We start from the raw sequence: 24,911 nt of genomic DNA, 5'->3' as shown, positions 1-24,911 counted from the left end.
CTTCTGCTGCGTGAGTGAACGGATGTCTAGTCGTACGACTGCCAGGCGCGGCGAGAGGGCAGTACGTATATCCGCACAAGCATAGAGCAGCCGTCACCTTGCGGACAACGCGGGTTCACCATGAGGGGGCGGCCCAATGGAAAAAGGCGCCGTAGCGCCTCTTTCTTCATGCAACCGCAAGCGATTCCATCACGCTTTCGCGCGCTTGCCTTCGACATCCGGCAGAAACACCGTCAACAGGCCGATCAGCGGCAGGAACGAGCAGACCTTGTACACATAGGTAATGCTGGTCGCGTCGGCCAACTGCCCGAGCACGGCAGCGCCGATCCCACCCATACCGAACGCGAAACCGAAGAAGAGTCCCGCGATCATCCCCACCTTGCCGGGGATCAGTTCCTGCGCATAGACGAGGATCGCCGAGAACGCCGAAGCCAGCACGATACCGATGATCACGGTCAGCACGCCGGTCCAGAACAGGTTGGCGTACGGCAGCAGCATTGTGAACGGCGCGACGCCGAGGATCGACACCCAGATCACATACTTGCGGCCGATCCGGTCGCCGATCGGACCACCGATCACCGTGCCTGCCGCAACCGCTGCGAGGAACACGAACAGGTGGATCTGGGCGGCCTGCACCGGCAGATGGAACTTGTCGATCAGATAGAACGTGAAATAGCTGTTGATGCTGGCGAGGTAGAAGTACTTCGAGAACACCAGCAGCATCAGTACGCCCATTGCGAACATGACCTGGTTGCGCGACAAGGTCGCGTGACCGGTCTGGCTGCGCGCTTTCTTCACCGCGGGATGCTGCTTGTACCAGCGGCCGATCTGCGTGAGCACGACGATCGCAACCAGCGCCGCCACCGAGAACCACGCGATGCTGCGCTGGCCGTGCGGAATCACGATCAACGCGGCGAGCAACGGCCCGAGCGACGAACCCGCATTGCCGCCCACCTGGAACAGCGACTGCGCCAGCCCGTGGCGACCGCCCGAGGCCATGCGCGCCACCCGCGACGATTCCGGATGGAACACCGACGAGCCGCAGCCGACCAGCGCCGCCGCGACCAGCAGCACGCCGAAACTCGGCGCGACCGACATCAGCAGCAGGCCGGCGAGCGTGAAGCCCATGCCGACCGGCAGCGAATACGGCTTCGGATACTTGTCGGTATAGCTGCCGACCAGCGGTTGCAGCAGCGACGCGGTGATCTGGTAGGTCAGCGTAATCAGGCCGATCTGCCCGAACGACAGCGAAAAGTTGTCTTTCAGCATTGGGTAGATCGCCAGGATCAACGACTGGATCATGTCGTTGAGCAGGTGCGAGAAGCTGATCGCGCCCAGCACGGAGTAGACCGTGCGCTGGACTTTAGCGGCCGGCTGCGCGCCGGCGGCGGGGTTGGCAGGACTGGCGGGAGAGGCTGAGGCGCCGGCGAGGGCGCTTTTATCGAGGCTCGTTTCCATACGCTAGGTGAGAGAGGAGAAAGAGGGTGAAAGGTGATGATTTCAGGCTGCCGGCGCGTCGCGACTTCGGGCGTTCACATGCCTGTGCGTGACCTGCCGGGTTGCCGCGGCATTTCGACGCGGCGTCGGGCCTTGTCAGCTATTTGTCGAAGTTTAATGTGGCTCACGCGAATTGTAAGGACAAGTTTTGTCGAGAATCGGACACGCATTGCGCTTCCCATGCGTCATGGATGTGCCGAAACCCCAACGCGGTGCACTGCGGCGGTGTCTGTGTCAAGCGTGTTGCGCATGGCGACGTCTAGCTGGCACGTCGTCTGATAAATGCGATTCGGGGATTTTTGGCCATGTATAAAACGGTCGCGGGCGCGAAGCTTACAAGGCGACGCGTCGAGGACCGGGCGCGACAATCGGCATGAGACGAGCGGCGTTAAAGATCGCAGACGTTTGTGCCGTAGACCCGGAGAGATAAGTATTAATGCCGGAACCGACCTTTCCGGCAGTTCGAAACGTGGGGACGAGGAATATGAAAGCAGTTTCGCTGGGTGGCCAGACGGGCGCGGGGTTCGTACCGGAAGGAGAAGCGGCGGGCAAGCCGTCGCCGTCGCGTGGCCAGGGCAGCCGTTCGCGGGCCGTGCGGCTCAAGGGCTTGTCGGTGAAGGCGACGTTGCGGCTGGCGTTTGCTGTGCTGCTGATTGGCACGCTCGCGATCGGCGTGTTTTCGCTGACCCAGATCAGCCGCCTGAATGCTTCCGCACAATCGATCTACGACCAGGGCCACGTCGCGAGCCGCGCTGCCGAAGAGGCGCGTGGCCACATGCTGCGTGCAAGCCGCGCGCAAAAGATGCTGCTGACCGCGACCACCGCGAAGGAACGCGACGAGCTCGGCGCCGACATCGACAAGGGCTTGAGCGGCCTCGCGAGAGAGCTCGGCACGCTGCAACAGTACGTCGACACATCCGACGCAAAGGCCGTCGACCAGCAAAAGAAATTCGCCGCCGCCGTCGCCGTGTGGAGCGGCCACTTGCGCGACTTCGTGACCCTCGTAAAAGCGCAACCGCTCGATCTTTCGCAGATGAACTGGCAGGTTGGCACCCAGGACGTCTCGTTGCTGGTCGAGACCGGCAAGCTCGAAAAAATGGTCGACGAACTCGTTGCGCAGCGCGGCACGGCCGCGAAGGCGACCATCGAGGCAGCGGGTTTTATCTTCCATTCGTCGTTCGTGATGCTCGCGGCGATGACGGTCGCGCTGATCGCACTGGCGTTCGGCATTAGCGAGTGGGTAGTCCGACGCCTGGCCGGCCAACTTGGCGGCGAGCCGGCGTACGCAAAGGAGATTGCTAGCCGGATTGCGGCGGGCGATCTATCGAACCAGATCGCATTGGGCCGCAAGGACAAGTCGAGCATGCTGTACGCGCTGCACGACATGCAGAGCGGCCTCGCGACAACGGTCTCCGACATTGCGTCCAGTGCGGACGCAATCGCGACTGCATCGGGCGAAATCTCGATGGGCAATCTGGATCTCTCGCAGCGCACCGAGCAACAGGCAATGGCGCTCGAGCGAACCGCGAGCAGCATGGAGCAGTTGACGTCGACGGTTCGTCAGAACGCCGACAACGCGAAGCAGGCGAGCACGTTGGCCAACAATGCTTCGGAGATTGCCGAGAAGGGTGGTGACGTAGTGAGCCGCGTGGTGGCGACGATGAACGAGATCAACGACAGCGCGCGGAGCATTGGCGACATCATTGGTGTGATCGAGGGGATTGCATTCCAGACCAACATTCTGGCGTTGAACGCCGCGGTGGAAGCAGCACGAGCCGGCGAAGAAGGCCGAGGATTTTCGGTAGTCGCAGCCGAAGTGCGCAACCTTGCTCAACGCAGCGCGGCTGCCGCGAAGGAGATCAAGGGTTTGATCAGCACGTCGGTGGAGCGAGTGAGCAACGGCTCGACGCTGGCGCAAGACGCTGGACAAACGATGGATGAAGTGGTGAAGGCGGTGAAGCGCGTAACGGACATCATGGGCGAGATTTCGGCGGCGTCATCGGAACAGAGCGCGGGGATTGAAGAGATCAATCTCGCGGTAACGCAAATGGATTCCGGCACGCAGCAGAACGCCGCGCTGGTGGAACAGGCCACGGCGGCCGCCAGGTCGCTGGACGATCAGGCTCGCGGCCTGAAGCAGATGGTTGGAAAGTTCAGGCTATAAAACGCTGAAGCACCGCGACTAAAGAAACGAGACGAAGTACTGCCTCGGCGGCGCGCATAGCGCCGCCGAGCCGAAGCCCCTGGTTTCCCATGCAGACCCGTCCGCGACGCACGCAGTGCGGAGTGGGAACTGATGACACCTTTGTCACTAGCGCCGAATGTGCGAGGGCCCGGATTCCAGATGCACCACTACCACTTGCAGGCCACGGTTCCCGCTTAGCATGAGCGGTTTGAGCCGCTTTCTTTTGCCTACTTTTCTTTGCGGCGGCAAAGAAAAGTAGGTGCCGCCCCGCACAGGGGCAACGCTAATAGACCACTAACAATTCAAGGAAAGGCACCAAACCCAGAACCACAGACAAAAAGCGCCGCGAAGGCAACCACGTTAGCTTGGCTTAACAACAACAGTACAAGTAATCCCTGCAGCAAGCACAACCCCCTCAGGCACAGAATCAATCCTCACCCGCACGGGCACACGCTGCGCCAACCGAACCCAATTAAAAGTCGGATTAACATCAGCGAGCAGCTCACGGCTTTCCGGATTATCCCGATCATAGATCCCACGAGAAATGCTCTCGACATGCCCCTGCAGGGTACCCCCACTCATCAACCGAACTTCAGCTTTATCCCCGACCCGCACATGAGGCAGCTTAGTCTCTTCGAAGTAGCCGTAAACCCAAAAGGAATGACTATCAACAATCGCCAGCTTAGCTGACCCAGCAGTAGCATAATCACCGCGGAATACATTCAGATTAGTGACATAGCCATCAACCGGCGACACCACGCGAGTGCGCTCAAGATTCAACTTGGCAGCATCGAGCGCAGCCAAAGCCTGCTGATAGGAAGCCTCAGCAGCAGAAGCAGTATGAGTCGCATTCTCGCGACTCTCCTTGGACACAACCAAAGCATCCATATCCGCCCGCCGCTGCGCATCATCCCGCTTCATCTGCAACTCCGCCTTCCGTGCAGCAACCGCAGCTTCCGCCTGCTCAACAGCAATCTGATAATGCGAAGGATCGACCTGCATCAACAGATCCCCCTTCTTAACCAGCTGATTATCCTTAACAGGCAAATCCAGAACCGCGCCGGAAACATCAGGCGCCACATTCACAATCTCAGCGCGCACGCGCCCATCACGTGTCCACGGTTCATCCATGTAATGAACCCACAACACACGCCCAATCAAAATCGCGACGATAAAAATAACGGCTGTCGCGACGAAGCCCACAATATTTCGGATGGTCATGTTTCGACTCTGATCAACGATAAACGGCGAGACCCAGCACGCCGCACACACACACGAGCAAGCTGGCCCGGAACAAGGACGGATGCCACACCACGCGATACAGCCCCGTATAGGCGATGACACGGTCCAACACCCAGGTAAGCGCGGCGCCCGCGACAAACAGCAGCACAATGGCCGGCACGTAGGCATCGAAAACGGCGATATCACGTGGCATGACGAACTCCTTCTGACGCGTCGGCACGTCCGCTCATCAGCGGTTCAAGCGGTGATTGCGGATCGAGCAGCGCGGTACGAATGAAATGCAGTTGACTCAGAATGCGTTGCAGCCGATGCCGATCCTCACGCGGTGGCGTGAAGGTGGCGAGCATCAGATGGACCGCGGCAATCGCATCGGTGGTGGCGGCGAGCGCACGGTCGAAGCGGTCTGCACGCGGCCGTTCGAACAGCGCGGTCACCGCGTCGCGCATCGCACGCAATGTGACGCGCCAAGGCATCGACTTCGCGTAGCGCGCGTCGCGCGGCAGCGCCGCCACTTCGCCGCGCAAGTCGATCATCGCGTTGCCCACTTCGAGCACCGAGAAGAGCCAGCGCAAGGTGTCGCGTTTGAGCTCGGGTTCGTTCTGCGCGAGCGCGTTGATCTGGGACATCAGATCGCGTGCGCCGCTCTCGAAGCGCGAACGCACCCGGCGCATGCCCGCGCGGCTCGCCAGCGCCACCTGGCGGCGCAAGTCCACCAGCAGGCGGTTGCGCAGCCAGGGCGTCGAGGGCGGCAGCAGCACGGCAAAGGCCACCGCGCACACCAGCATCGACAGCACCAGCGCAATCGCGTCGTTGATGGTGCCGCTAGGGTCGTAGTGAATCAGGTTGTCCGGGCCGGCGAGGAAACAGAAGAAGATGCAGTAGCCGACGCCGTAGCCGGCCAGCGCGGGCCGCGTCGTCATGAATACGCCGAGCAGCAGGAACGGCGTGAGCGCGGCGCACAGCAGCGGAAAGCCGTCGATGTGCGGATACACGCCGTACACTGCGATCATCCCCATCACTGAGGCGACCAGCGTGCCGGCGGCCATCTGGAACGCGGTGCGCTTCGGATTCGGCGACGCTGACGCCAGCGCGCAGACCGCTGCTGCGTCCAGCGTCAAGGTCGAGCCGCTCGGCCATGCGGTCGCGATCCAGAACGCGCCGAGCACGATCATGACGATGGCCGCGCGCAAGCCGGCGACGCCCGCGGCGATCGCGTTCGTCTTCGGTTCGTAACGCTCGATCCAGCGCTCACGCTCGTGCGTGTCGACGGCAAGCGATGCATAGGTGGCCGCGTACGCGTGCAGATCGTCGATGAAGCGATACAGCAGTTCGGCGCCGGTGTCGAAGTCGAGCAGCGGTGCGTCCGGCTGTGTTTCCAGTGCGGCGCGTGTTTCGCGCACCCGCTTGGGCAGTTCCGCTTTGTACGCGTCGAGTTGCGCGGCGGCGTGGGCGGCATCCGTGGCGCTCAACACCGGTTCGCCGGATTTCGCGAGCAGCGGGGCGATTTCCTTGAAGTACGGCTCGAGCGCGTCGACCGCGACCATCGCGCCGCTCGTCTGCGAATCGCGCAGCCGGTTCATCAACTGATGCAGCGCGTGAAAGCGCGTCGAGGCGGTCATGAACTCGCTGTTCAGACGCGCCAGGCGGCCGCCGCGCATCCGCGAATCGGGACCTTCGAACACGGCGACACTGCGTGCGGCTTCGAAACCGACGATGTCGGCGACAAAGCTCGCATTGGTCGCTTCGATTTTTGCGCGATCGTTGCGGCCGGCTAACGAGGCCGACACATACTCGACGAACGCCGAGAAACGCGCCCGCACGGTGCTGCGCATCTGCAAGCCGGCGAACTGCGGAAACACGAGGCCACTGACGGCGCCCGCGCAGACGATGCCGACCACCACTTCAGCCACCCGCGTGAGCGCGCTGAGAAACGCGCCATCCGGATGCTGTGAAGCGGGGATACCGATCAGTGCGGCGGTGTAGCCGGCCAGCACGAAACCGTACGACTTGAAGTTGCGATTACGCGCGGCGCCCGCTGTGCAGATGCCGACCCAGATCGCGGTCGTGACGATGAACAGTTCTGGCTGCTGCGCGAACAGGCCGATCAATGCGAGCATCACGACGAGGCCGACCAGCGTGCCGCAGATCCGGTAGAAGCTCTTGGCGAACACCATCCCGCTTTGCGGCTGCATCACGATGAACACGGTGGTCATTGCGGTACGCGGCTGCGGCAGGTCGAGTTTCATCGCGATGCCGAGCGCGAGGAAGCAGGCGGCGAGTGCTTTGAACAGATAGACCCACGTGAGACCGTCTGTGCGCGCCCAGTCGGCGGCGGCTGAGTAGAGCGCGGCGAACGACGACGGACGCGAGGGCGAAGGGGAAGCTGACATGGTGGCTTCCTTACTCCGCCGCGGGCGCGGTGGCGGACGGGCGAGACGAGGTGATCGCGGCGCTTATACCGGTGTCGCGCGCCCGTTTGACCGCAGCGCTCGAGGGTCCTGCCGCAGAGGCGGCCGGGCTTTGCGCTGGTGGCGTGGCGGCAGCGGGTGCGGTGCTATCCGCGTGACCCGCCGAACCGGCTTGCGTCGGCGCGTCCGAAGGCTTGGCCGCAGAGGTCGAACTTGCCGCCGCCGCTTTGCCCTTCCCATGCGCCGGCAGCGTCTCGCTCGCCTGCGGACCGTTGGCCGGTTCGTCGAGCCCACCACCCAAAGCCGTAACCAGCGACGCATGCGCGCCCAGCCGCTCGGCCTGAATCTTCGCGACGCCTTCCTGCGCGCGCAGCAACTGGCTTTGCGCAACCAGTACGTTCAGATAGTCGGTCAAGCCGCGCCGATAGCCTTCGCGTGCGAGGTTGTAGTTCTTGCGCGCCGCTGCGACCGAACGGTCCGCATCTTGCGCCTGGGTCGCGAGCGAACGGATCCGGATCACCTGATCGGAGATGTCCTTCAGCGCGCCGACGATCGACTGGTTATAGCTGTCCACTGCCTCGTCGTACCCGGCCGACGCCGCGCCGAGCTGCGAGCGCAGACGCCCGCCGTCGAAGATCGGCAGCGACAGCGCCGGACCGGCGCTCCAGCTATGCGACGGGTCTTTCAGGAACTGGAATAGCGGGCCCATTGCCGCATAGCCGCCGATCGACGCCAGCAGGTTGATGTCCGGATAGAAGCTGGCCTTGGCGACGTCGATGCCGCGCGCCTGCGCCGCAACCGTCCAGCGCGCCGCAACCACGTCCGGCCGATGGCCGATCAGATCCGCCGGCAGCGCGCTCGGCAGAGCGGCGGGTGCGTTGTCGAGCGAGAGCGTCGGTCGCTGGATCGCGTCGCCCGCGCCCGGACCCTTGCCGGCCAATGCGGCTAACTGGTTGCGGCCGAGGGCGATCTTTTCCTCGATCGCGTCGATCTGGCGTTCGTATTCCGGCATCGGCGTTTCGGCCTGGCTCACTTCGAACTGGGTGCCGATGCCGCCTTTCAGACGCCGGTTCGCCAGGTCGACGATCTGCTGCTGTTGCTGCAGGGTGGACCTGGCGATGTCGAGCAGCGCGTAGTTCATCGACAGCTCGATGTACGTGCGCACCACGTTGCCTTCCAGTTCGAGCTGGGCGGCGCGGAAGTCCGCCGCGCTCGCATGAGCGGCGTCGAGCGCGCGCTCGGCGGCGTTCTTGTCCTTGCCCCAGAGATCGAGGTTGTAAGACAGGCCCAGCGTGCCGGTGTTGTTCCACGACTGCTGGCCCGCGAGCGGGCCGGGGCCGTAATAGAGGTTGTCGGCCCATTTCTGCCGCTGGATCGACAGGCTGCCGTTGACTTGCGGCGACAGCGCCGAACGGGCGACACCCGCCATCGACACGGCTTCGCGTACGCGCGCCTGGGCGATCGCGAGACTCGGATTACCCATCTGCGCGGCTTCGATCCACTCGTTGAGCTGCGGGTCGTTATAGGCGCGCCACCAGTCGGCGGCCGGCCATTGGGCGTCCGCGTTGGCGGCCCGGATGGCGTTGCCTGCGTCGAGCGAGGAGGGCTCCATTCCGCGGTCCTGCGGCGCGATGCCTCCGGTACTGGCACAGCCGGCGATTGTTAATAGGATCGTAAGAACCGCGGCTGCGGCGACCCCTTTCTGTACCGGAGACTGCACGATTTCCTCCAAAATTGGCTATAGAAGCATGTGCGTCATTATATTTTTTGATTGATTGAGGAATAACCGGTAAAGATGCAAGGGATTTTTACGCAATATGAGACAATCGCCTTTGCGAATCGTGTAACAATCGCTGCGGATCAACAGGAAAAAGTATGGATACGCTTCAAAACATGCGCGTATTTGTCCGCGTCGTCGAAGCGGGCAGTTTCACGGGTGCCGCGCAGCACCTGAACACGACCACGGCGTACGCGTCGCGCGCGGTTTCCGACCTGGAAGCGCATCTGCGCACGCGTCTGTTGAACCGCACCACGCGTCGTATCGCGCTGACCGAGGCGGGTGAGCGCTATCTGCAGCGTTGCGAGCAGATCCTCGCGTACGTGGATCAGGCGGAAGCGGAGGCCGGCGACGCGCACGCGCGCCCGTCCGGCAAGCTCAAGGTCCACGCCATGACGAGCTTCGGCCAGCACTATGTGGTGCCGGCCGTGGGTCGCTATCAGGAGCGGTATCCGGACGTGAGCGTCGAGCTGACGCTCGCGCAGCGCATGCCCGATCTGCTCGACGAAGGTTTCGACGTGTCGCTGACACTGGCAACCGGCCTGTCGGATTCGGGGCTGGTGTCTCAGCGGCTCGGCAGCGCCTTCAGCATCGCGTGCGCGTCACCGGCTTATCTGGAGCGGCACGGCGTGCCCCAAACTCCCGCCGACCTCGCGCGCCACACTTGTCTGCAAATGGTGACGCCGGTGTTTCCGATCGACAAATGGATCTTCGACGGCCCGAACGGCGAAGAAACCATCAACCTCGGCCCGACCACCTTTCAGGTGAATGTCGCCGAAGCGATGGCGGTCGCGGTGAGCAGCGGCATGGGGGTTGGACTGATTCCGATCTACTCGGCGATCAGCGGTCTGCGCAGCGGTGACCTGGTGTGGCTGTTGCCGGAATACACGTCGCAGGAAATGAATCTGTATGCGCTGTATCCATCCCGGCAGTATCTGGACGCGAAAATTCGCACCTGGGTCGAATTTTTGCGCGACGAACTGCCCGTCACGCTGGCCGTCGATCAGGAAGAGTTGCGCCAGTTCGCGCGCAGCTGAAGCGGCGCCGCGCGGGCGGTTGACCATTGTTGACGGTTCCAGCGAGCGGTGGCGTGACAGACTGTTACATCAGTGCCGCGTCGCAACATTTCCTTACTTCTGCGCCGGGGTTGATTTGCTAACGTGTGGTTCATGGGCTGCCGCATTCGGTCGGACGCGTTCAATTAGCCGCTGTTCGGCAAATCGCAAGAACCGCAACAATCGCAACAATCGAAGGAAGAGGGATTCATGGATACGCATCTGATGATCGGCGTGGCCGTTATGCTGGGACTGATCGGAATCGCCGCATCGCGCGATCTGCTGCGCCGCCTGCGTGACCAGCAGCCGCAACTGGTGCCGATCAAGGTCGAGCGCCCTGATCTGCAGGGACAGCAGCGCGATCGTTGAGGCTGGCCGGCGCGCCGGGTTAATGGGCGCGCGGCAATTGAGCTTGCTGTTGCATTTCTTCGGCGTGCCCTGCGCGTGCGTTACCGCGCCGATGCGGTCCGGCTGCCGATCAGTTTCGATCCGCCCTCCGCACGTTCAGTGCAGCGCTTCAATCAGACCCGGCTCGTCATTGAGCGTGCGGTCTACTTCTGGGCTCACCCGGTGCCAGCGGAACCGCGCGGCGGGCAGACAGGCGCTGCGAGCGAGCTGTTCGAGTTCGTCGAACTGCAGTGCCGGATCCAGCCATCTGCGCGCCGCCTCCGGCGCGAACACCAGCGGGCGCCGCCCGTGTACATCGATCAGACCCTTGTCGGCGGTGGCCGTCACGATCACCAGTCCCATGCCTTCCGTTTGCGGTTCCGTGCCGCGCACGCTCGATAGCGCCGCGAGGTACATCGGAGCGTCGCTTTTCAGGTACACGAAGTAGGGCTGGCGGACCGTCGCGTCGGCTTCCGCCGCGTTATCCCCGTGCGATCTTCCGGACGCCGCTTCCATGCGCCACTCGAACCAGCCGTCTGCCGGCACCAATACCCGCCCGGTTTTCCACAAATCTTTGAAGTAGCGCGTATGCGGCGCGGTTTCGGCGCGCGCGTTAATGGTCTGCGGCAGATGCTGCTCGCGTGCCCAATCCGGGCAATAACCCCAGTGGATCGCGTGCAGCGTCTGGTCCGGGTAAATCGCGAGCGGATGAGTGCCCGGCGCGAGGTTGTAGCCGGGGCGGCGGTCGGCATCGTCGAACAGCATGAGCGGATCGGCGAGGCCGAGCTGCCGTGCGTACAGACGCGGATCGCGGTACTGGCTGATTCGACCACACATGAGCGACCTCCGGAGATGACCGGGCTGGCGGGTTTGGCCGAGTCGAAGACCCGAATCCCACGACAACAACAGCGTAGTGCGTGGCGCCTGGCCGCGCTACCCAGATCGGCCCCAAGCCGACGCTATATCTCGACGACTTTATCCCACGCGAATTGCGGATTTTCCCACTGGCCGGTGCGCCGGTCGAAATAGCCGCGCGGATTGCAGACCACGCGCGTGCCATTCACCGTGTAATCGAACGGCGTATGCGTATGTCCGTGAATCCACAGCGCAACGGGCGAGCGCACCAGTTCCGGCAAATGGTTAACGAAACCGGCCGAGACGCGGTCCTCCGCATAGCGTTCGGCCAGACTCAGCCGATGTGGCGCGTGATGGGTGACGACGATCGTCTTGCCCTCGAACGGCCGCGCCAGCTCGCTTTCGAGCCAGGCGCGCGCCCGCCGGTGCAGCGCGAGGGAGTCGTCAGGGGTGAAGTCGCGCGGCGAGTCCTGAGTGTCATGCGGCCAGTTCGTCTGGATCAGGCCGCGGAAGTCGAGCATCGCACGGCGCGATGCGTCGATGCACTCGGCGAGCGTGTCCGGATCCGCGCCGTATAGCGCGAAGTCGGTCCATAAGGTGGTGCCGAGCACGCGCCAGCGGCCTTGCGGGTCGACCAGCGCAGCATTGTTCAGGACGTGCACGTTGTCGACCTGGGCCGCTGCGTCGTACAGCGCGGTGTCGAGCGCGCTGAATTCGCCATCGTAGTACTCGTGATTGCCGGGCACGTAGACCACCGGCACGGCGCCGTCGAAAGTCTGCGCGGCCCAGCGCGGGCCGGCTGCGTGATTGTGGATGTCGCCGGCCAGCACGATCAGATCCGCTTCCGCATGCGGGACCAGTTCGGGCTCGTCGTTCTCCAGATGCAGATCGGACAGCACTCGAATCTTCACGACAGCGACTCCTGCAATGGGCCTCGCACCAAACGGCGAAGGCTTCAAACCCTAGCGTAGCACCTTGCCCGGATTCATCAGGTTCAGCGGGTCCAGCGCGCGTTTGACGGCGCGCATCAATTGCACCTCGACGCCCTGCTTGTAATGCATCGCCTCGTCGATCTTCAACTGGCCGAGGCCGTGTTCCGCGCTGATGCTGCCGCGATGCCGGTGCACGTTGTCGTAGACGAGCTGGTTGATCGGGCTTTGCCAGGTTTTGAGGAATGCCTTTGCGTCGACGCCCTCGGGCGCCTGCACGTTGTAATGCAGATTGCCGTCACCGAGATGCCCGAACGTGACCATGCGCACGCCCGGCACGGCTTGCGCGATTGCCGCGTCGGTTTCCTCGATGAAGTGGCCGATGCGCGAAATCGGCACCGCGATATCGTGCTTGATGTTCAGACCTTCCTCAGCCTGCGCGAGCGGGATGTGTTCGCGCAGATTCCAGAATACCCGCGACTGCGCAAGGTTTTCCGCGACTACTGCGTCTTCGACCAGGCCCTCTTCGAGCGCGGTTTCCATCAGGCGCTCGAACAGTCCGCGTGCGTGTTCCTCGCTCTCGCTGTCCGACAGCTCCAATAGCACGACTTGCGCATGCGGTTCGACGAAGGGATAGCGCATCTGCTCGAAGTGCCGGCCCACCAGCCGCAGACAGAAATCCGACATCAGTTCGAAACCGGTCAGAAGCGGTCCGGCGACGCGTTGCGTGAGTGAGAGGAAATCGAGCGCCGCATGCGGCGACGCGAGCGCGGCGAGCGCCGTGACGCGTGCGGCCGGCTGCGGATGCAACTTGAGCACGGCGGCGGTGATGATGCCGAGCGTGCCTTCCGCGCCGATGAACAGATCGCGCAGGTCGTAGCCGGTGTTGTCCTTGCGCAGTCCTCGCAGGCCGTCCCACAGTTCGCCTTGCGCGGTGACCACTTCGAGGCCCAGGCACAGTTCGCGTGTGTTGCCGTAGCGCAGTACGCCGGTGCCGCCCGCGTTGGTGGCAAGATTGCCGCCGATCGTGCAACTGCCTTCTGCGGCGAGGCTCAGCGGAAACAGACGGCCTGCTTCTTCGGCGTGCTTCTGTACTTCGGCGAGGATGACACCGGCTTCGACGGTGATCGTGTTGTTGTGCGGATCGATATCGCGCACACGATTCAGACGCCGCAGACTGATCACCGCCTGCGCGCCGCTTGCATCCGGCGTGGCGCCGCCGGCGAGACCCGTGTTGCCGCCTTGCGGCACCAGCACGATGCGATGTTCGACGGCGAGTTTGACGAGCGCCGCGACCTCGTCAGGCGTAGCCGGGCAGAGCACCGCGCAGGCCGCGCCGGTGTAGCGGCGGCGCCAGTCGGTGAGGTAGGGGGCGGTGTCGTGCGGGTCGGTCAGCACCTGGGCGGCGCCGATGGCGTCGCGGCAAGCGGTGAGGAAAGCGGCTTGGGTCATGTTGGTCGGTCAGTATGTTCGGCGGCGGATAGATTGCGCGGGAGGTGAGGCGAAAAACGACGCGAAAAGCGCTGTTCTCATCGTGTGCTTTCCTCGGCCTGCCCGGTGTTCTGCTGTGCGTTCTCTTGTGCCGCCTGCTTTGCGGCCCGTTTCGCTGCCCGTTTTGCCGCGCGCTTGAACGGTGCGACATACGCGAGCGTGCAGATGAAGAAAACTACGGCGAGAGCGGCTTCGAGCCAGCCGAGGCGGGCACTCAGGCCACGGTCGCTCCAGCCGCGCACGATGCCCTCGGCAAAATACAGCAGGATCAGCATCGACGCCCATTGCAGCGTGTAAAGCCGGTGCCGCCACACGCCGGGCAGGGCGAGCAGCAGTGGCACGGCTTTGAGTACCAGCGCCGAGCCGCCCGGACGCAGCGGCGCGAGCCACCATTCCCACGCGACGGACAAAACGATCAGCGCGAGCAAGGCGGCGGTGGCGCCGAAAGCGGCGGCGCGTTTTTGCTGCACGGGCAGGGCGGCTGCGTTCACGGCCGCTCGCTCATGGAGGCCGCCGTGCGGGCAACGCGTGCGCCGAGAGCAATCGCGAGCGTTTTTTCGTCGGCGGAGATGCCTTGTTCGGCCGTGCCCGCGCGTGCGAAGTGCGACGCGCCGTAGGGCGTGCCGCCGGTTTGCGTAGTGGAGAGCGCGCTCTCGGTGTACGGAATGCCGACGATCAGCATGCCGTGATGCAGAAGCGGCAGCATCATGGACAGCAGCGTGGATTCCTGGCCGCCGTGCAAGCTGCCGGTGGACGTAAACACGCATGCCGGTTTGCCGGACAACGCGCCCGAAAGCCACTGCGGCGTGGTGCCGTCGAGAAAATATTTCAGCGACGCGGCCATGTTACCGAAGCGGGTGGGCGAACCGAGCGCGAGACCGGCGCATTCTTCGAGGTCGCGCAGCTCGACGTAGGGCGGCCCTTCAGCGGGAATATCCGGCTGGGTCGCTTCGCAGACGGTGGAAACCGCCGGCACGGTGCGCACGCGCGCCTGCATGCCGGGGACGCTGTCGACGCCGTGCGCGATCGCCAGCGCAAGCTCGCGCGTGGCGCCGTGGCGGCTGTAATAGAGCACGAGAATGTCTTTCATAGGCCTCATCGGTGAACGGGTATTATAGGGGCTCGGTCCGCTGCACAGGCCATCCATAGCCATTCGGCCAGGCCCCGCGCACGGTCCTGAAACACCGGTTTATGAAGCAAGGAGGTGGGTTTGTTGTCCAGGGTGCGTTTCGATCTCGACACGCTCAAACGGCTCGCGCAGTTTGCGGCGAAGCGCAGTAGCGAAGACCGCATTCCGCAGGTGGCCGGCAGCCTCACGTTCACCACCATGCTCTCGCTCGTGCCGCTCGCCACAGTCGCGTTTGCGCTGTTCACCGCGTTTCCGATTTTCAGCTCGTTTCAGATGTCGCTGCAGATTTTCCTCGCTGACCATCTGATGCCCGCGCAGCTCAACAGTCAGATTTTCGATTATCTGAATCAGTTCGCGTCGAAGGCCAAGGGCCTTACGACCATCGGGATGATTTTTCTGTTTGTCACCGCCGTGATGACGATGATGACCGTGGAATCCGCTTTCAACGTGATCTGGCGGGTGCGCAAGGCGAGGCCGATCGCGCAGCGCATCCTGGTCTACTGGGCGATCATTACGCTCGGCCCGATTCTGATCGGCGTGAGCCTGTCGACTTCTTCCTATCTGTTCACGCGGTCCATGGCGGTCACGGCCGTCCAGCATATTCCGTCGGTGATCGACTGGGCGCTGACCGGCGCCGCGCTGCCGTTGACGGCACTCGCTTTCACGATGCTTTACGTATTTCTGCCGAACTGCCGGGTGGAGTGGCGCGACGCGGTGATTGGCGGGATTACTGCCGCGATCGCCTTCGAACTCGCCAAGCGCGGCTTTGGCTACTACGTGCGCCGCATTCCCACCTACACCGCGGTGTACGGTGCGTTTGCCGCTGTGCCGCTATTCCTGCTGTGGATGTACCTGTGCTGGTTCATTGCGCTGGCCGGCGCGATGATCGCGTCGGCGTTACCCGCGATTCGCATTGGCCAGTTTCACCGGCCGACTTTCGAGGGCAGCGATCTGTTCGATTCGCTTGAACTCCTCGCACGGCTCTCGGAAGCGCGCGATGCGGGCAAGCGTGGCTACACGATGCCGGAGATCTCGCGAATGCTTCGCCGTGAGATGGATACCACGGTCAGGCTGCTGCTAAAACTCGAGGAGATCGAATGGATCGCGCGCTTGCAGGACGACGACACGCGTCCGCACTTCCTGCTGCTGGCAAATCCGGCGCAGATCACGGTCGAGCGTCTGTTCGATCTGTTCGTGATTGACCGGGCGGAACTCGAATATCAGCTTGAACTGAACTCTACGCGCGTGGATGGCCAGACACTTCTGGCAGCGCTGGAAAACGACAAGCTGAAAGTGACGCTCGCTGTGCTGCTGGCGGCGCGTGCTGCCGCGCGGGCAGCGCGCGCGCAGGAAAGTGAGCAGGGTACTTCTTCAATGCCGCATCAGGCTGCATGAGCAGGCCGCCGCTTCAGGCGACATACGCAGGCCGCCTGAAGCGGCGGCAAACCTACAGCGAAATCTTCCCCACGCAGATGTCCTTGAACATCACCCAATCGCCCATCAGGCTATAAAGCGGATGCCGGAAGGTAGCCGGCCGGTTCTTCTCGAAGAAGAAATGCCCGACCCAGGCAAAGCCGTAGCCGCAAATCACGGCGGCCGGCAGCCATAGCCAGTTACCAGTGGCGAGCGCCATGGCGAGGCAGCCGATCACGCCGAGCGAACCGACGAAATGCAGCCGCCGCGATACCGTGTTGCGATGCTCGCTCAGGTAGTACGGGTAGAACTCCGCGAAACTCGCGAAGTGATCGGTGTGCGCGGTTTGAGCCATCATGGCCTCCGAAGGTCGACGCTACTCGATTCCGTGCCCGTCGCTCCCAGGTTGTTTCGCCGTGCGTCGGCATGTTCGGAACGCGCTCGAAACAGGACAGGCTTGACCCATTGTGCGGCTATCGGACCATGCGCGCAACTAGGCCATTCGGCCGATGGTGCGCCTCCACCTGCCCGGTTATCGTGACGACTCGCAGCGACTATCGAACGCCGGTTGGAACAGCACCTGCGGCTTTCGAGGCGAAGCTGAACAGCGCGTCGAGTGTGGCATCGGGCTGCTCGGTCATCAAGGCATGGCCGGCCTCGAGCGTGACGGTGTCGACCGGTACGCCGGCCTGGGAGAGCGCTGCGGCGAGCGCTTTGGCCGCCCGCGGCGGCGTCATCGCATCGCGCCGGCCCACGATCAGGCGCGTCGGGCAACGCACTTCCGTGGCGCGTGTGAGGCCGTCCGCGTAGCTATTGCAGGCGGTGAAGTCGGTGTGGAACAGGTGCGGCTCGCCACTTGCCGAGACACGCTCCATCAGCCGCTGGTTCATGCCGTGCAGCCAGAAGCCCGGGCCGGGGCATGACGGCTTTGCGGCGAGTGTCGAATGCGACCATTGATTGACCATGTCGATTGCATCGGGCTCGCGGTGCAGGGCGGCGTCGAGCAAGGCGTCGGAGACGGCCATCGGCACGGCTGTGGCGAGCAACGCCAGGTGCGTTGCGCGCTCCGGATAGCGGCCGGCGAAGTCGAGGGCGATCAGCGAGCCCATGCTGTGGCCGGCCACGAAGGCGCGCTGTACACCGGCGGCGTCGAGCAGGGCGGCCAGCCAGTCGGCCATTGCGGTCACGGTTGTGAGCGCCGGGCCGGTGCTGCGGCAGTGACCGGGCAGGTCGACCGCCAATACGCTGAAGCCGTGATGCGCGAAGTAACGCGTTTGCAATGCCCACACGCTATGGTCATGTTCGGCGCCGTGGATGAACACCGCGCTCGGCAGGCTGGGGTCGAAGGGTTTGCCGCCGGTGTACGCGTAGGCGGCCTTGCCTTGAACGGTTAGGATCATGCGGACTCCGGGCGGGGTTTGGCGGCATCGGCAGGCAGGGCGGATGGGTGACCGTCTGCTGGAGCAGCGGATGAACTGACGGGGCTGGTTTTTGCCGTGCTGGACGGACTGGATGTTTCACTCCCCGCGGTCGTCCCGCTCGCTTTCTGCGCGGCTTTCAGCGCGCGCTTGAGGTCGTCGATAAGATCGTCGGGGTCTTCAAGGCCGATCGACAGGCGAATCGTGCCTTCGGCGATGCCGGCCGCGGCGAGCGCGGCGGCGTCCATGCGGAAGTGCGTCGTCGATGCGGGATGGATGACCAGCGAGCGTGCGTCGCCGACGTTCGCGAGATGCGAGAACAGCGAAAGCGCTTCAATGAAGCTGCGCCCGGCGGCGCGGTCGCCGCGCAGATTGAAGCTGAACACCGCGCCCGCGCCGCGCGGCAGCAGACGCTTCGCGAGCGCATGGTCCGGATGCGTCGGCAGTTCCGGGTAGGCGACGGCTTCGACGGCAGGGTGTGTGCTCAGAAATTCGACCACCTTGCGTGTATTCGCGACGTGCCGTTCCATGCGCAGCGGCAGTGTTTCGATGCCTTGCAGCAGTTGCCAGGCGGCCTGGGGATGCAGGCACGCGCCGAAGTCACGCAGGCCCTCGCGGCGTGCGCGCAGGAGGAACGGCGCGACGGTGCTTTCCTCGGCGAACACCATGCCGTGAAAGCCTTCGTACGGCTCGGTGAATTCAGGGAAACGGCCGGACGCATTGAAGTCGAACGTGCCGCCGTCCACGAGTACGCCGCCGATCGTGGTGCCGTGGCCGCCGAGGAATTTGGTCGCAGAGTGATAGACGAAGTCGGCGCCATGCTCGAACGGCTTCAGGAGATAGGGCGTAGTGAACGTCGAATCGACCAGTAGCGGCACGCGGTGCTCATGCGCGAGCTGCGCCACCGCGGCGATATCGAGCACGTCGAGGCCCGGGTTGCCGAGCGTCTCGCCGAACAGCAGGCGCGTGTTCGGGCGTAGCGCGGCGCGCCACGCGTCGATGTCACCGGGTTTGACAAAGGTTGTCTCGATGCCGAAGCGCCGCAGCGTGTAGTGCAGCAGGTTGTGCGAGCCGCCGTACAGCGCGCTTGAGGCGACGATATGGGAGCCGGCGCCCATCAACGTGGCGATCGCCAGATGCAGCGCGGCCTGGCCGCTGGCGGTGCCGATCGCACCCGCACCGTTTTCCAGCGCGGCAACGCGCTCCTCGAACACGGCCACGGTCGGATTCGAGATGCGCGAATAGACGTGGCCGGCGCGTTCCATATTGAAGAGCGCCGCGGCGTGGTCCGAGTCGCGGAACGAAAACGAGGTAGTCTGGTAAATAGGCGTGGCGCGCGCGCCGGTAGTCGGGTCGGGCGCGGCGCCGGCATGCAGCGCAAGCGTATCGAAACGGTTGGCGGACATCCTGGGCGGCGAGGCCACGGACGGCCTCGCGAAAGGTGAAAGTGGCGGTCATCCTATCACCGGCATGGATCGCCTCAAGCGCGGTTTTCCCGCGGGTTGGCCAATGTGGGCGCGCTGAACGGCGCCGGGCTGACCTTGCAAACGCCCGTTGCGCCATGGTGGGCGGGCCGCTTTCCTTTTATGGACCTTTCCGCTAGGATCGAAAGTCATTCAGGCAATATCAGCTTAGCGGGTATCACGGAGACAGATTATGCGAGTCAGCGACATTCTTAAAGTCAAAGGCAACACCCTTTTCACGGTCACGCCGGATACCACGCTGCACGACGCAGTCAATACCATGGCCGAGCACGATATCGGCTCGCTGGTCGTGATGGAATACGGCGACCTCGTCGGCATGCTGACGTTTCGCGAAATTATTCTGACCCTGAGCAAGCACGGCGGCAGCCTCGGTACCTCCACGATCCGCAAGTTGATGGACGACCATCCGCTCACCTGCACACCCGAAACGGACGTCAACGAGGTTCGCCGCATGATGCTCGAGCATCACGTGCGCTATTTGCCGGTGCTGGAAAGCCGCACGCTGATGGGCGTGATCTCGTTCTACGACGTCGCAAAGGCGGTGGTCGAAGAGCAGGGCTTCGAAAACCGCATGCTCAAGGCTTATATCCGCGACTGGCCGGAAGAACCGCAGGACCAACAACCGGCGCCGCGTTAACTCACGCGCGGTGGCTCACCGCGGCGCTCGCGCCGTTGCTGTGAGTGTGAAAATGCGATTAAGGCGCGCGCGAAAGCGTGCGTTTTTTTTGTGCCCGGCCCTTTGCCCTTGGCTGCTCTCCTAGCCTGTTCCCGGAACCTCATGAGCGATCGTCCGTTACCTGCCGCCCGCCGTGCCGCCCGCTCCCACGAGACGCACGAGTCCCAGTTCCGCCTGCTGAGCCAGCGCCGCTTCGCGCCGTTTTTCTGGACCCAGTTTCTCGGCGCGATGAACGACAACGTCTTCAAGATCGGCTTCACGTCGCTCGTCACGTACCAGGCGGCGCGCTTTTCCGGCGTCGATCCGAAAACCGCGGCGTTCCTGATCTCGGCGATCTTCATTTTGCCGTTCGTGCTGCTGTCGGCCACCTCCGGCCAGATCGCGGACAAGTACGACAAGGCGATGCTCACGCGCTTCGTCAAGAGCTTCGAAATCGTCGTGATGCTGATCGGAGGCACGGGTTTCTGGCTGCATAGCGCGCCGTTGCTGTATCTGTGCACGTTTCTGATGGGCGTCCATTCGACCGTGTTCGGACCGGTCAAATATTCGTATCTGCCGCAGCATCTGTCCAAGTCGGAACTGGTCGGCGGTAACGGCATGGTCGAGATGGGCACCTTCGTTGCGATTCTGATCGGTACGATCGTCGGCGGCGTGGGCGCGGGTTTTGTCGAGCACGGCGCGGCGGTGCTGGCCTGCGCCTGTGTCGGGATTGCGCTGGTGGGGCGGCTGGTGTCGAACTTCGTGCCTGTCACGGCGGCGCCGCAGCCCGATCTGCGCATCAACTGGAATCCGGTCAGCGAGACGTGGCGCAACCTGAAGCTCGCGCGCGAAAACCGGACGGTGTTTCTGAGCCTCCTGGGGATTTCCTGGCTGTGGTTCGTCGGCGCGACTTTTCTGTCTTCGTTTTTTAGTTTCGCGAAAAACGTGCTGTCCGCCGACCCGGACGTCGTGACCGTGCTGCTCGGTACGTTCTCGATCGGCATCGGCCTCGGTTCGCTGATGTGCGAAAAGCTCTCGAAGCGGCGCATCGAAATCGGCCTCGTGCCGCTCGGCTCGATCGGCATGAGCGTGTTCGCGATCGATCTATTCTTCGCAAGTCATGCGTTGCCGGCCGCCGGGCATTTGCTGAGCGCCGGCGAATTCCTCGTGCGGCCCGCCCATTGGCGCGTGCTGGTCGATCTGTTCCTGCTGGCCATGTTCGGCGGCTTCTATAGCGTGCCGCTTTATGCGCTGATCCAGAGCCGCAGCCAGCCGACTCACCGCGCGCGCATCATAGCCGCGAACAATATTCTGAATTCGCTGTTCATGATCGTCTCGGCGTTGATGGCGATGGGGCTGACCGCGGCGGGTTTCAGCATTCCGGCGATTTTCCTCGTCACCGCGCTGCTGAACATTGTCGTCGCGACGTACATTTATTCGCTCGTGCCTGAGTTTTTGCTGCGCTTTATCGCCTGGGTGCTGGTGCATACGTTCTACCGGATTCGCCTGGTGCATGCCGAACGGATTCCGGAAGAGGGCGCGGCCGTGCTGGTGTGCAACCACGTGAGCTTCGTCGATGCGATCGTCATCATGGCCGAGAGCCCGCGGCCGATCCGCTTCGTGATGGACCATCAGATCTTCAAATCGCCGTTCGCTGGCTGGGTGTTCCGCCATGCGAAGGCGATTCCGATTGCGCCCGCCCATCAGGATCCGGAGCTGTTGACGCGCGCCTATGAGCGCTGCGCAGAGGCGCTCGCCGAGGGCGATCTGGTCTGCATCTTCCCGGAAGGCAAGCTGACGAAGACCGGTGAGATGAATCCGTTCCGCCACGGCGTGACCGAGATCATCCGCCGCACGCCGGCGCCGGTGATACCGATGGCGCTGCGCGGGCTGTGGGGGAGCGTATTTTCGCGCGCCAACGACGCCCGCTGGCCGCGACCGGTTCAGAAGGGCGTGATGAGCCGGCTGACGCTGGCGGTGGGTGAGCCGATCGATCCGGCCGAGGCAACGCCTGAGGTGCTGCAGCAGATCGTCACCGAGTTGCGCGGCGCGCGGAAGTAAGGCGGCCGGATACCGGGTCGCCGGTCGGGCTCGTGCTGCGAACGGCTGCGTGGCGACATTCGCGGGTGTATCCCGTGGCGGCCGGCATCCTGCGCGCCCACCTGTGCCGCCGCACCTACGCGCGACTTGTCCAGAAGACATAGGCAGGCGGGCATCCGGGACCTAGCCCCTGCAGGGCTGGCATAATGGTGCTTTCCCCGCATTTCTTTGGACGACGCCCATGTCCGGCAACACGCTCGGTACGCTTTTCACTGTCACGACCTTCGGCGAATCGCACGGCCCCGCTATCGGCTGCGTGATCGACGGCTGCCCGCCGGGCATGGCGCTTGACGAAGCCGACATCCAGCTCGAACTCGACCGCCGCAAACCCGGCACGTCGCGCCATGTCACGCAGCGCCAGGAAGAAGATAAGGTTGAGATCCTGTCGGGCGTGTTCGAAGGCCAGACCACCGGCGCGCCGATCGCGCTGCTGATTCGCAATACAGACCAGCGCAGCAAGGACTATGGCAACATCGCCGACACTTTCCGTCCCGGCCACGCCGACTACACCTACTGGCAGAAATACGGCATTCGCGACTATCGCGGCGGCGGCCGTTCGTCGGCCCGTCTGACCGCACCTACGGTAGCGGCCGGCGCGGTTGCGAAGAAATGGCTGCGTGAAAAATTCGGTACTGAGATTCGCGGCTACATGGCGGCGCTCGGAGAAATCGACGTGCCGTTCGTCGACTGGTCGCATGTGCGTGAGAACCCGTTCTTCGTGCCGAACGCGGAGATCGTGCCGGAGCTGGAAGCGTATATGGACGCCTTGCGTAAAGACGGCGACTCGATCGGCGCACGCATTAACGTCGTGGCTTCCGGCGTGCCGGTTGGGCTTGGCGAGCCGCTGTTCGACCGGCTCGACGCGGACATCGCGCACGCCATGATGGGCATCAACGCGGTAAAGGGTGTCGAGATCGGCGCGGGCTTCGCCAGCGTCGCGCAACGCGGTTCGGTGCACGGCGACGAATTGACGCCGGAAGGCTTCGTCGGCAATCACGCGGGTGGTGTGCTCGGCGGTATTTCGACCGGACAGGACATCACGGTGTCGATCGCGATTAAACCGACTTCGAGCATCCGTACGCCGCGCCGCTCGATCGACAAGGCGGGGCAGCCCGTTATTGTCGAAACGTTCGGGCGTCATGACCCGTGCGTCGGCATCCGCGCCACGCCGATCGCCGAATCCATGCTCGCGCTGGTGCTGATCGACCATGCGTTGCGCCACCGTGCGCAATGCGGCGATGTCGCCGTCAGCACGCCGAAGATTGCGGCGAGCGCGCCGTAAAGGGCGCTCTCTGAGCGTCTTCGTATTGCGCGCAGCCTCTCGTCTCAATGACTGATACGAACACCGGGCCGGCAGATAGCCAACTCGCGGGCCTGCGTGTGCGTGCCGCCGCGCCGTACGCCGGCGCTACCGACTGTCTCGCGTTCGGACAATTGTTGCTGGAACGCGCCGGCCGCGACAAGGCCCTTCGGCGCGAGGCGCTCACGGCGCTGGTGCGTGCTTACCAGCTTGATCCCTCCTGCGAAGCTACGCTGCTTCACACCGTCGCGCAGACCGCTTTCATCGTGCGGGACTGGCCGCTGGTCGACTCCGCTACGGCGCTGTTGCTCGCGCAAAACGCCGAAGACGCCAACGCGCTGATCTGGCGTGCGGCGGCGGTGCAACAGCGCAATGACTTCGACATGGCCGAGCGGCTACTGCGCGAAGCGGTGCGTGTCGTGCCCGGCGACCCGGTGGCGCTTCACAAGCTCGCGTTGTGCATCAAGGAGCAGGCGCGGTTGGCTGAAGCGGAAGAATTGCTCAGGCAAGTGTTGGCGTTGTCACCGGATAACGTGCACGCGCTATTCGATCTGTCGGAACTTGAAATCCGCGCGGGACGTTTCGCCGACGGCTGGGCGCATTACGAGTCGCGCGTCGCGTTCGGCGACGATTTGAATAACGCGCAGCATGCGCTCGCTGCGATCAGCGCGCATTGGCAGGGCGAATCGCTGCAAGGCAAAACGCTGATCGTGTACGGCGAGCAAGGTAACGGCGATTGCCTTTGGGCGGTGCGCTTTCTGCCGCTGCTGGCGGAGCGGGCGCGACGCGAAGGCGGTCGGGTGATTTTCGGGCACGACGGGCCCTTGCGGCATCTATTCGAACGGATGCTGCCTGCGGACCTGCCGCTTGAAACGAGCCTTGAAACGCGGCCGGATTTCCATTGCGGGTTGATGAGCTTGCCGCTGCGGCTTGGCGTCTTCGATGCAACAGGGTGGGGTGCGCCGTATCTGAGCGCAGAGCCCGCGCGCGTGCAGGCATGGCGTGAGCGGGTTCATGCGCACACGGCTGGCAAGCCTGGCAATCGCAACGTCGGTTTAGTGTGGAACGGGAATCCTGAGCATATCCGCGATAGGCGGCGGTCGGTGCCTGTAGAGCAACTCGAGCCGCTATTGAGCGTGCCGGGCGCGACCTGGTTTGCGTTGTCGCCTGGGCGCAGCGAGACAGTCGCGCAGTGGCGGGCCAAGGGGCTCGATGTTGTCGACCTGACCCACCATTTTCAGTCCGGATTCGACGATGTCGCCGCGCTACTGGCGAGTCTGGATCTGATCGTCACGATTGATAGCGGGCCCGCTCATCTGGCGGGGGCGCTCGGCGTGCCGACGTGTTTGATGATCGATCATGTGTCAGCATGGTTTTGGGGCGACGAATCGGGCACCACGGCCTGGTACGATTCTATTGAGCTCTTTCGGCAGCCTGAGATTGGCGCGTGGGCGCCGGTGCTGGCTAAAGTGCGGGAGCGGATTGAAGTGATGCGGGGCGTTTGAGCGTGTTGCTTTGCGGCGACGTTGGCAGTACGTCTGCAACGGATGCCGCTTTGTTTTTACCTGGGTGGAGCCTGTTTGCCT

At 63.6% G+C, this 24,911-nt stretch carries 21 protein-coding genes; 8 read left to right on the top strand and 13 right to left on the bottom strand.

What is annotated here, in order from left to right:
- Positions 1–189: 189 nt before the first annotated feature.
- Entirely contained in the window at positions 190–1,458 is a 1,269-nt protein-coding gene (locus PQQ86_RS13580) for an MFS transporter (protein ID WP_408267508.1), read from the bottom strand.
- A 523-nt stretch (positions 1,459–1,981) separates the two neighbouring features.
- Between PQQ86_RS13580 and PQQ86_RS13575 the strand changes: the two genes are divergently transcribed.
- Complete coding sequence (locus PQQ86_RS13575; protein WP_408267506.1) at positions 1,982–3,661, top strand: methyl-accepting chemotaxis protein; 1,680 nt, start codon at positions 1,982–1,984, stop codon at positions 3,659–3,661.
- Positions 3,662–4,042: 381 nt separating this feature from the next.
- Here PQQ86_RS13575 and PQQ86_RS13570 read toward each other — a convergent pair whose 3' ends face one another.
- Genes PQQ86_RS13570 through PQQ86_RS13555 form a run of 4 tightly spaced genes read right to left on the bottom strand, consistent with a single transcriptional unit; the run spans position 4,043 to position 9,052 of the window.
- Positions 4,043–4,903 carry an efflux RND transporter periplasmic adaptor subunit gene (locus tag PQQ86_RS13570; protein ID WP_408267504.1) on the bottom strand — a complete coding sequence of 287 codons (861 nt, stop codon included), beginning with the start codon at positions 4,901–4,903 and terminating at the stop codon, positions 4,043–4,045.
- 13 nt (positions 4,904–4,916) lie between these two features.
- Positions 4,917–5,117: a DUF1656 domain-containing protein gene (locus tag PQQ86_RS13565; RefSeq protein ID WP_054042269.1), complete on the bottom strand. Its 201-nt coding sequence runs from the start codon at positions 5,115–5,117 to the stop codon at positions 4,917–4,919.
- Positions 5,107–7,314 (bottom strand): FUSC family protein, encoded by a 2,208-nt coding sequence (locus PQQ86_RS13560; protein ID WP_408267500.1) that lies wholly within the window; start codon positions 7,312–7,314, stop codon positions 5,107–5,109. Before PQQ86_RS13560 ends, PQQ86_RS13565 begins: the two co-directional genes overlap by 11 nt.
- Positions 7,315–7,324: 10 nt before the next feature.
- Positions 7,325–9,052: an efflux transporter outer membrane subunit gene (locus PQQ86_RS13555; RefSeq protein ID WP_408267497.1), complete on the bottom strand. Its 1,728-nt coding sequence runs from the start codon at positions 9,050–9,052 to the stop codon at positions 7,325–7,327.
- A 155-nt stretch (positions 9,053–9,207) separates the two neighbouring features.
- Here PQQ86_RS13555 and PQQ86_RS13550 point away from each other — a divergent pair, with 155 nt between their 5' ends.
- The gene (locus tag PQQ86_RS13550) at positions 9,208–10,146 is read left to right on the top strand and encodes a LysR family transcriptional regulator (protein ID WP_408267495.1); all 939 of its coding nucleotides are present in this window, start codon (positions 9,208–9,210) and stop codon (positions 10,144–10,146) included.
- A gap of 228 nt (positions 10,147–10,374) precedes the next feature.
- Positions 10,375–10,533, top strand: coding sequence for a hypothetical protein (locus PQQ86_RS13545; RefSeq protein WP_175051215.1), 159 nt, complete (start codon positions 10,375–10,377; stop codon positions 10,531–10,533).
- A gap of 135 nt (positions 10,534–10,668) precedes the next feature.
- Here PQQ86_RS13545 and PQQ86_RS13540 read toward each other — a convergent pair whose 3' ends face one another.
- The 5 genes from PQQ86_RS13540 to wrbA form a co-directional block, all read right to left on the bottom strand.
- A complete protein-coding gene (locus PQQ86_RS13540) occupies positions 10,669–11,388 on the bottom strand; it encodes an SOS response-associated peptidase (RefSeq protein ID WP_408267492.1) in 720 nt (239 codons plus the stop codon).
- A gap of 122 nt (positions 11,389–11,510) precedes the next feature.
- Positions 11,511–12,317, bottom strand: a complete 807-nt coding sequence (locus PQQ86_RS13535; protein ID WP_408267489.1) for a metallophosphoesterase — start codon at positions 12,315–12,317, stop codon at positions 11,511–11,513.
- A gap of 51 nt (positions 12,318–12,368) precedes the next feature.
- On the bottom strand, positions 12,369–13,787 hold the full coding sequence (locus PQQ86_RS13530; RefSeq protein WP_408267486.1) for an FAD-binding oxidoreductase: 1,419 nt from the start codon (positions 13,785–13,787) through the stop codon (positions 12,369–12,371).
- A 77-nt stretch (positions 13,788–13,864) separates the two neighbouring features.
- Positions 13,865–14,317 (bottom strand): DUF2069 domain-containing protein, encoded by a 453-nt coding sequence (locus tag PQQ86_RS13525; RefSeq protein WP_408267483.1) that lies wholly within the window; start codon positions 14,315–14,317, stop codon positions 13,865–13,867.
- Positions 14,314–14,916, bottom strand: a complete 603-nt coding sequence (gene wrbA, locus PQQ86_RS13520; RefSeq protein WP_115780521.1) for an NAD(P)H:quinone oxidoreductase — start codon at positions 14,914–14,916, stop codon at positions 14,314–14,316. Before wrbA ends, PQQ86_RS13525 begins: the two co-directional genes overlap by 4 nt.
- A 120-nt stretch (positions 14,917–15,036) precedes the next feature.
- Here wrbA and PQQ86_RS13515 point away from each other — a divergent pair, with 120 nt between their 5' ends.
- A complete protein-coding gene (locus tag PQQ86_RS13515) occupies positions 15,037–16,350 on the top strand; it encodes a YihY family inner membrane protein (RefSeq protein WP_408267480.1) in 1,314 nt (437 codons plus the stop codon).
- Between the two features lie 52 nt (positions 16,351–16,402).
- On the opposite strand, the gene PQQ86_RS13510 is transcribed toward PQQ86_RS13515, so the two are convergent.
- From PQQ86_RS13510 to PQQ86_RS13500, 3 genes are all read right to left on the bottom strand, one after another.
- Entirely contained in the window at positions 16,403–16,723 is a 321-nt protein-coding gene (locus tag PQQ86_RS13510) for an Mpo1-like protein (protein ID WP_028200181.1), read from the bottom strand.
- 199 nt (positions 16,724–16,922) lie between these two features.
- Positions 16,923–17,768 (bottom strand): alpha/beta fold hydrolase, encoded by an 846-nt coding sequence (locus PQQ86_RS13505; protein WP_408267477.1) that lies wholly within the window; start codon positions 17,766–17,768, stop codon positions 16,923–16,925.
- Positions 17,765–19,192, bottom strand: coding sequence for an O-acetylhomoserine aminocarboxypropyltransferase (locus tag PQQ86_RS13500; RefSeq protein WP_408267474.1), 1,428 nt, complete (start codon positions 19,190–19,192; stop codon positions 17,765–17,767). The genes PQQ86_RS13505 and PQQ86_RS13500 overlap by 4 nt, the downstream gene beginning before the upstream one ends.
- 250 nt (positions 19,193–19,442) lie before the next feature.
- Between PQQ86_RS13500 and PQQ86_RS13495 the strand changes: the two genes are divergently transcribed.
- The 4 genes from PQQ86_RS13495 to PQQ86_RS13480 all read left to right on the top strand — a co-directional run bounded on the left by PQQ86_RS13495 (position 19,443) and on the right by PQQ86_RS13480 (position 24,830).
- A complete protein-coding gene (locus PQQ86_RS13495; protein WP_054042287.1) occupies positions 19,443–19,907 on the top strand; it encodes a CBS domain-containing protein in 465 nt (154 codons plus the stop codon).
- A gap of 141 nt (positions 19,908–20,048) precedes the next feature.
- Complete coding sequence (locus PQQ86_RS13490; protein WP_408267471.1) at positions 20,049–21,986, top strand: MFS transporter; 1,938 nt, start codon at positions 20,049–20,051, stop codon at positions 21,984–21,986.
- A gap of 220 nt (positions 21,987–22,206) precedes the next feature.
- Positions 22,207–23,307 carry a chorismate synthase gene (aroC, locus tag PQQ86_RS13485; protein ID WP_408267468.1) on the top strand — a complete coding sequence of 367 codons (1,101 nt, stop codon included), beginning with the start codon at positions 22,207–22,209 and terminating at the stop codon, positions 23,305–23,307.
- 47 nt (positions 23,308–23,354) lie between these two features.
- The gene (locus PQQ86_RS13480) at positions 23,355–24,830 is read left to right on the top strand and encodes a tetratricopeptide repeat protein (protein WP_408267465.1); all 1,476 of its coding nucleotides are present in this window, start codon (positions 23,355–23,357) and stop codon (positions 24,828–24,830) included.
- Positions 24,831–24,911: the final 81 nt, after the last annotated feature.

The organism is Paraburkholderia sediminicola (genome assembly GCF_046026675.1).
GTDB classification, from domain to species: domain Bacteria; phylum Pseudomonadota; class Gammaproteobacteria; order Burkholderiales; family Burkholderiaceae; genus Paraburkholderia; species Paraburkholderia sediminicola_F.
This window is presented reverse-complemented; position numbering and strand designations above follow the sequence as displayed.